Raw genomic sequence first — 7,694 nt, forward strand, 5'->3', positions numbered from 1 at the left:
ACAGGTAGCGCCAGCATATAAAGCCCGGTTACCCCTGCAAATATGCAGAAAGTAGCGCTGGGGCAGTACCAAGGTAGTAGCTCGCCGCGCGCGGCGGGGTCTTAGCATGGAGCCTCAATAGACTGTTCAGGAGTGGGACATGTCAGCGCTGTGGCGCATCAACCTGTGGGTCTGCGGCTTCTTCGCCCTGGTCACCTGCGCCTGCACCGCGCTGCTGATGCACCAGGCCTTGGCGGATGTGGAGCGTGAGCTGCAATCGGCTGAAGCGGTGGTGCATTACCTGAGTGAAACCGCCGCGCGCGACCCCGCCAGCCTGCAACCACGGCTCACCGCCAGCCTGCGCCACGTACGTGTGCACTGGCTGGGGCCTGACGAAACCCTGCAAGCCCCGGAACAAGACGGGCTGGACGCCTGGCTCGGGCGCCTGCTGTTTGCCCAGGCGCGCCACAGCGCCCAGGTGCTGGATTTGGCCGATGGCCGACGCGTGGCCATCGCCGTCGACCCGCGTGACGAGATCGATGAAGTCTGGGACTCCTTGCAGCAACTGCTGGGCCTGTGTGCGCTGGCATTGGCCCTGAGCCTGCTGACCATCCGCTGGGCGGTGCGCCGTGGCATGGGCGTGCTGGATGAGCTGCTGCTGGCCCTGCAACACGTGTGCAGCGGCCGTCTCAACGTGCGCCTGCGCAGCACCGGGGTGCCTGAGGCGCAACAACTGGCGCAGCACTTCAACCGCATGACCGACGCCCTCGAGCAGGCGCGCACCGACAACACCCGCCTCACCCAAACCCTGCTGGCGGTGCAAGAACAGGAGCGCACCCGCCTGGCCCAGACCCTGCACGATGACCTCGGCCAGTACCTGGCGGGGATCCGCGCCCAGGTGTGCCTGTTGCCGCTGATCGCCCATCAGCCGGAAACGCTGGCGCGCACCGTGCACCTGCTGGAAGAACACTGCGAACACTTGCAGCAGGGCTTTCGCGAACTGGTCCACGATCTTTACCCAGTGGCCCTGCAACACCTGCCGATGGCCGAGGCGTTTGCCATGCTGGTGACGCAATGGCGCGCCAACCATGGCATCGAGTGCCAGTTTCAAGTCAGTGACGCGCTGCCGCCGCTGTCCCCTGCCAACAAGACCCACCTCTACCGTTTGCTCCAGGAAGCCTTGACCAACATCGTGCGCCACGCCGACGCCAGCCAGGTGCGCGTGCGCCTGCAACATCGCGGCACGCGCTTGCGCCTGTGGGTGCGCGACAACGGCCAGGGCGCGCAACACCCCCAGCGCCCCGGCGTCGGCCTGCACTCGATGTACGAACGCGCCCGTTGCCTGGGCGGTGAATTGAAGATCGTCAGTCACCCCGGCAAAGGCTGGGCGCTGGCGTTGGACATGCCCGCGGAGGCGCTATGAATATTCTGTTGGTGGATGACCACGCCGTGGTCCGGCAGGGCTACGCCAGCCTGTTGCGCGCGTTATTGCCGGCGATTGAAGTGCGCGAGGCGGCCAGTGGCGAAGAGGCCCTGGCACGGGTGCACGAGGCGGTGCCGAACCTGGTGATCATGGATTTTGGCCTGCCCGGCATCAGCGGCCTGGAAACCACCCGGCGCCTGCGTCAACGCTTGCCGCAACTGCGGGTGCTGTTTTTCAGCATGCACGATGAACTGCCCCTGGTACGCCAAGCGCTGGACGCCGGCGCCGCGGGCTACCTGACCAAAAGCTCGGCGCCTCAGGTGTTGATCGAAGCCGTGCGGCGCATCCTCGACGGCCACGCCTACATCGAACAGCCCCTGGCCACCCAGCTTGCCTGCCAGGCTGCCGACCCGCGCCTGCACAGCATGACCCCGCGCGAGCTGGAGATCTTCCTGATGCTCGCCAAAGGCACTCCGGCGCGGCAGATTGCCGAGCAGTTGAGTATCAGCAGCAAGACCGTGTCCAACCACCTGACGTTGCTCAAGAGCAAGTTGCAGGTGAGTTCCCATGCCGAGCTGGTGCATGTGGGGATTGATCTGGGGGTGGTCAGGGTGGCGGGGTGATAGGTTTGGATGATGGGTTTAATGTTATTGATATGTGGGTTCAATCAAAAACCGGTATTTGGATCCAAAGAAGTGTAAATATTGGCGTTTAACGGAACTTTTTCGTTTCGCCACGCATACAAATCGGTTGCGCCCATGCAGAATTGTCCTACAAGTAATGGCACGGTGCCATTTTAGTGCTCAGGGACGAACTCAGTCATGAACCGCATTTTCAGCGTGATCTGGAATCACAGTCTTAGCGCGTGGGTGGTTGCCAGCGAACATGCCTGCCGACACGGCAAGCGCACCTCGGTTGGAGCGGTTCAAACCCCTGAGCAAAAGGGCCCGTTACGCGCGTTGGCGCTGGCCATTGCGCTGATCCTCGCACCGGTCGGCGCTTTCGCTGCCGACCTGCCCACCGGCGGCCAGGTGGTCCTCGGCAGCGGCCAGATCCTCACGCCTGATCAGCAACAGATGATCGTCAACCAGTCCTCAAACAAACTGGCCATCGACTGGCAAAGCTTCAACATCGGCGCCGACAAGAAAGTCACCTTCGTGCAACCGGGCAAGGACTCGGTGGCGCTGAACCGCGTGGTCGGCAGCGACGGCTCGAAAATCATGGGCCAGTTGAATGCCAACGGCCAGGTGTTCCTGGTCAACCCCAACGGCGTGTTGTTCGCCAAAGGCGCGTCGGTGGATGTGGGCGGGCTGGTGGCCTCGACGCTGGATATTTCCAACAGCGACTTCGCCGCTGGCAACTACAAGTTCGAAGGCAATGGCAGCAACGCGAGTGTCGTCAACCAGGGCTCGATCAAGGCCGCTGACGGCGGCGCCGTGGCGCTGCTCGGCGGCACCGTGAGCAACCAAGGCGTGATCGCCGCCAAACTCGGCACCGTGGCCCTGGCGGCGGGCAATAAAGTCACCCTGGATTTTGCCGGTGACGGCCTGCTCAACGTGCAGGTCGATGAAGCCACCAAGAACGCCCTGGTGGAAAACAAACAACTGATCCAGGCCAACGGCGGCCAGGTGATCATGACCGCCAAGGCCAGCGATGCGCTGTTGCAGACGGTGGTCAACAACACCGGCGTGATCGAAGCGCAGACCCTGGGCGAGAAGGGCGGCAAGATCGTCCTGCTCGGCGGCTTTGACGGTGGCACGGTGCAGGTCGCGGGCACGCTGGATGCGTCGGCGCCGGTGGCTGGCAATGGCGGGTTTATCGAAACCTCCGGCGCCCATGTAAAAGTGGCCGATACGGCAAAGATCACCACTGCGGCGGCCAAGGGCAAGACCGGCAAATGGCTGATCGACCCCGTGGACTTCACCGTCGCCGCCAGCGGTGGCGACATGACCGGCGCGACGATCACCAACAACCTCAAGACCAACAACGTCGAGATCCAGAGCAACAACGGGGCAGCGGGCACCCAGGGCAATATCTACGTCAACGACAGCATCACCTGGAACGCCAACACACTGACGTTTACCGCGCAGAACAACATCTCCATCAACAAGGAGTTGTTTGGTTCGGGCGCGGCCACGCTGGTCTTGCAATACGGCCAGGGCGCGCTCGCGGCGGGTAACACCAGCAGCGTCAGCGTCAAGGCGCCGGTGAACCTGGCGGCGGGCAAGCATTTCAGCACCAAACAGGGCAGTAACGGCGCGCAGGTTGACTACACCGTGATCACCAGCCTGGGCGCTGCCGGCAGTGTCACTAGAACCGATTTGCAAGGTATCAACGGCGGCCTGAGCGGCAACTATGCCCTCGGCGGCAATATTGACGCCAGTGCAACCAGTGGTTGGAACAATGGGCTCGGGTTCAGTAGTTTGGGGCAGATCAGCCAATTCACCGGCACGTTCGACGGTCTGGGCCATGTTGTCAGCAACCTGTATATCAACTCGCCCGCTTCGTTCAACGGGCTGTTCGGCATTCAAAACGGCACCTTGCGTAACATCGGTTTGGTGGGCAGCCGGACGACAGGAGATTACGCCGGCAGCCTGGTGGGGTATAACCAGGGGCGGGTAGAAAACAGTTTCGCCACAGCGGCGCACGTCAGCTCTCCATCGTATGGGGGCGCTTTGGTCGGGTGGAATGAGGGGGTCGTCACTGGAAGCTACGCTTCGGGCACCGTCAGTGCTGATCAGATCGCGGGTGGGCTTGTCGGCGTGAACCTGGCAGAGATCAGCAATAGCTACTCCCTCAGCACTGTCAAGTCCCTATACGGTGACGCCGGCGGCTTCGCGGGTTACAACGGGAGCGTTGTGAGCAATGTCTACAGCACCGGCTCAGTGACTGGCGGCGGCGGGCTTGGCGGTTTGCTGGGCTGGAATGAGGGCCTTGTCAGCAACGCCTATTCAACGGGTAGCGTCACCGGTGTCACGGTGGGTGGGTCCGTCGGGAGTAATTACGGCACACTGATCAACGTGTATTACAACAGCACGGTTAACAGTGGTGTACCTGGCGTGGGGGCCGGAGTGGGCACGGCCGTAGGCCTGACTACCAGCGCCATGCAGCAGACCTCCAGCTTTGCCGGCTTCACGTTCAGCAATACCCCAGGCGCCTCGGGTAATGCGTGGGTGATGGTCAATGCCGACAGCACCGGGATCAACAGCGGTCTGGGCGGCACCTTGCCGATGCTGGCTTCGGAATACGCCACCACCATCACCAACGCTCACCAGTTGCAACTGATGGCCATGGACCTGAACGCCAGCTACGCCTTGGGGCGTGATATTGCAGCGGGCACGACCGCGGGTTCGGGCGATGTGTGGAATGGCAGTTTTATTCCGGTGGGGACCAAAGGTGTGCGCGCGTTCTCCGGCGTGCTCGATGGCAAAGGCCATGTGATCAATAACCTCAACATCAACCTGCCTGGCCTCGATGCGGTAGGCCTGTTTGGGGTCATTGGTGATACCGGCGTGGTGCGAAACCTCGGGCTTGTGTCTGGCAACGTCGTCGGTCTTTCTGATGTCGGGGCCTTGGCGGGCATGAGCACAGGCACGATTCAGGGCAGCTTCTCGAGTGCAGCGGTCACTGGCGATTCCTATGTGGGCGGCTTGGTGGGATGGATGCGCGGCGGCCAGCTCAGCGACGCGTATGCCAGCGGTGCAGTCGCCGCTACGGACACGGTTGGCGGCTTGGTCGGCCGTCTTGACGGCGGCAGGATCGACAGAAGCCTGGCGACCGGCCGGGTCTCCGGTACAACGACGGTGTGGACGGGCGGCCTGGTGGGGGGTTCCAGCGGCGGTGTCATTACTGCCAGTTTCTGGGACACGCTCACCACCGGGCAGTCCGTGGGCCTGAAAACGTTTAATCCATCAGCGGCTCAGGTGACGGGCCTGACCACGGCCCAACTGCAAGACGCCGCGACCCTGCGCAACGCCGGCTGGGACCTCTCCAATACCTGGATTGTCTACGACGGCAAATCCGGGCCGTTGCTGCGCAGTTTCATGACCGCGTTGACGATTTCGGCGGGCAATGTAAGCAAAACCTATGACGGCTTGGCGTACACCGTCAGCGCTCCAGGCCAGACGATCAGCGATCCGCTGGTACTGGGTTCGTTGGTGGCGGGCGGCACCGCCCAGGGCGCGATCAACGCCGGGGACTACAGCATCCAGTTGAGCGGCCTCTACTCCACCAGCCAGCAGGGTTATGCGATCGATTATGTTGACGGCACACTGGCGGTGGACAAGCGCGTGGTGACCCTGACCGGTGCCAGCGTTGCCGACAAAGTGTATGACGGCACCGCACTGGCCGATTTTTCATCGGGTACGGCCAACGGGATTCTGGTGGCCGATATAGGCCGGCTGACGTTCAACGGTGCCTTTGCCAGCCCGAACGCCGGCACTGGCATCCAGGTCAACATCGCCACGGGCGGCGCGGCGGCGGGCAACTACAGCGTGTCCACCGCGACGCCTCTGACCGCCACGATCAGCGCCAAGGCCCTGACCCTCAGCGGCCTGAGCGTTGACAGCAAGACCTACGACGGCAACGCCACGGCCACGCTCTCGGGCGGCGTCCTCAGTGGCCTGGTGAGTGGCGAAACCCTGGGCTTCAGCGGTGCCGTCGGCCAGTTCGACAACGCCAACGCCGGCATTGCCAAAACCGTCCTGCTCAGCGGCGCGACGCTGTCGGATGGTGCGGGGCTGGCCAGCAACTACAGCCTCACGGCACCACTGGGACTGACCGGTACGATCACGCCTAAAGCCCTGACCGTCACCGGTTTGAGCGCCACCAACAAAGTCTATGACGGCACCACGGCGGCGAACGTGACGGGCGGCATACTCAATGGCCTGGTCGCCGGCGAGCAACTGACCCTGACCAAGACCGGGCAGTTCGCCACGCAGAACGCCGCGAACGGGCAAAACGTACAGGTCAACGTCACCTTGGGCGATGCCAGCGGCCTTGCCAGCAACTACAGCCTCGACCCGCTGGCGATCAACCCGGTGACGGCGAACATCCAACAAAAACTCGTCAGCGTTTCCGGCCTCACGGCCAACAAGGTCTACGATGGCGACACCTTCGTGACGTTCACCGGAGCGGTCATCAGTGGCCTGGTCGGCACGGACGAGGTGGTGATGCGCCTCACCGGCAACTTCGCCGATAAAAATGCTGGCACCGGCAAGATCGCGACCATGGGCCCGGTGTATTTCACCAGCTCCAACGTGCCCAGCAGCAACTACGTCTACCTCATCCCGCAAACCATCGTCGGCACCATCGCCAAGGCCGTCATCAGCAGCATCAGTGGCATGACCGCCGACAGCAAGGTCTACGACGGCAATGCCTGGGCGTCGCTGCGTGCCGACGCTGCGACAATCAACGGTGTGGTCGCCGGGGATGATGTTTTCCTCACCAGTGCCAGTGGCCAGTTCAGTGACAAGAATGCGGGCAATGACAAGGCGGTCGCGATCAGCAACATTGCCCTTGGCGGCATCGACCTGGGCAACTACAGCGTTGCCACTAACACGGCTACGGCCACCGCCAGTATTACCCCCAAGACAGTGACGCTGACCGGTGTGACGGCGGCTGACAAAGTGTATGACGGCACTCGCTCGGTGCTGCTGGCCGGCGGTTCACTCTTGGGCCTGGTGAGCGGTGAAACCCTCGGTTATGCCTGGAGTGGGCAATTTGACGACAGCAACGCAGGCGCCGCTAAAACCGTGACCCTCGGTGCATCGCTGTTCGATGGCACAGGCCTGGCCAGCAACTACAACCTGGTCACCCCGGCGAACGTAACCGCTAACATCGCCCGCAAAGCCCTGACGGTGACGGGCGTGACGGCCGACGGCAAGGTCTATGACGGCAGCACCGCCGCGACCCTCAACGGCGGGACGCTGAACGGCCTGGTCGGCAGTGAAACCCTGACCGTCGGCGGCCTTACCGGTGTGTTCGACAACCAGAACGTCGGCACCGGCAAAACCGTCAGCATCAGCGGTGTGACCCTGGGCGATGGCACAGGCCTGGCGAGCAACTACGCGGTCAGCAACCCGTCCAGCGTCACGGCGGCGATCACCGCCAAGGCCTTGACCCTCACGGGCGTCAGCGCCAACGGCAAGGTCTATGACGGCAGCACCGCCGCGACCCTCAACGGCGGGACGCTGAACGGCCTGGTCGGCAGTGAAACCCTGACCGTCGGCGGCCTTACCGGTGTGTTCGACAACCAGAACGTCGGCACCGGCAAAACCGTCAGCATCAGCGG

At 63.0% G+C, this 7,694-nt stretch carries 3 protein-coding genes; all 3 read left to right on the plus strand.

The features are described from left to right. Positions 1–139 precede the first annotated feature (139 nt). Positions 140–1,402, plus strand: coding sequence for a sensor histidine kinase (locus J1G37_RS14670; RefSeq protein ID WP_207042753.1), 1,263 nt, complete (start codon positions 140–142; stop codon positions 1,400–1,402). After that, positions 1,399–2,025 carry a response regulator transcription factor gene (locus J1G37_RS14675; protein ID WP_207042754.1) on the plus strand — a complete coding sequence of 209 codons (627 nt, stop codon included), beginning with the start codon at positions 1,399–1,401 and terminating at the stop codon, positions 2,023–2,025. Before J1G37_RS14670 ends, J1G37_RS14675 begins: the two co-directional genes overlap by 4 nt. A 198-nt stretch (positions 2,026–2,223) precedes the next feature. Next, positions 2,224–7,694 (plus strand): YDG domain-containing protein (locus tag J1G37_RS14680; protein ID WP_207042755.1); only part of this gene is annotated, 5,471 nt, incomplete at its 3' end.

Origin of the sequence: Pseudomonas sp. Marseille-Q1929 (assembly GCF_017316265.1) — a bacterium.
In the GTDB taxonomy this organism is placed as follows: domain Bacteria; phylum Pseudomonadota; class Gammaproteobacteria; order Pseudomonadales; family Pseudomonadaceae; genus Aquipseudomonas.

Bases quoted from the DNA above. Each gene is read 5' to 3' on its own strand.
- J1G37_RS14675 (WP_207042754.1), top strand. From the start codon at position 1,399: ATGAATATTCTGTTGGTGGATGACCACGCCGTGGTCCGGCAGGGCTAC.
- J1G37_RS14670 (WP_207042753.1), top strand. From the start codon at position 140: ATGTCAGCGCTGTGGCGCATCAACCTGTGGGTCTGCGGCTTCTTCGCC.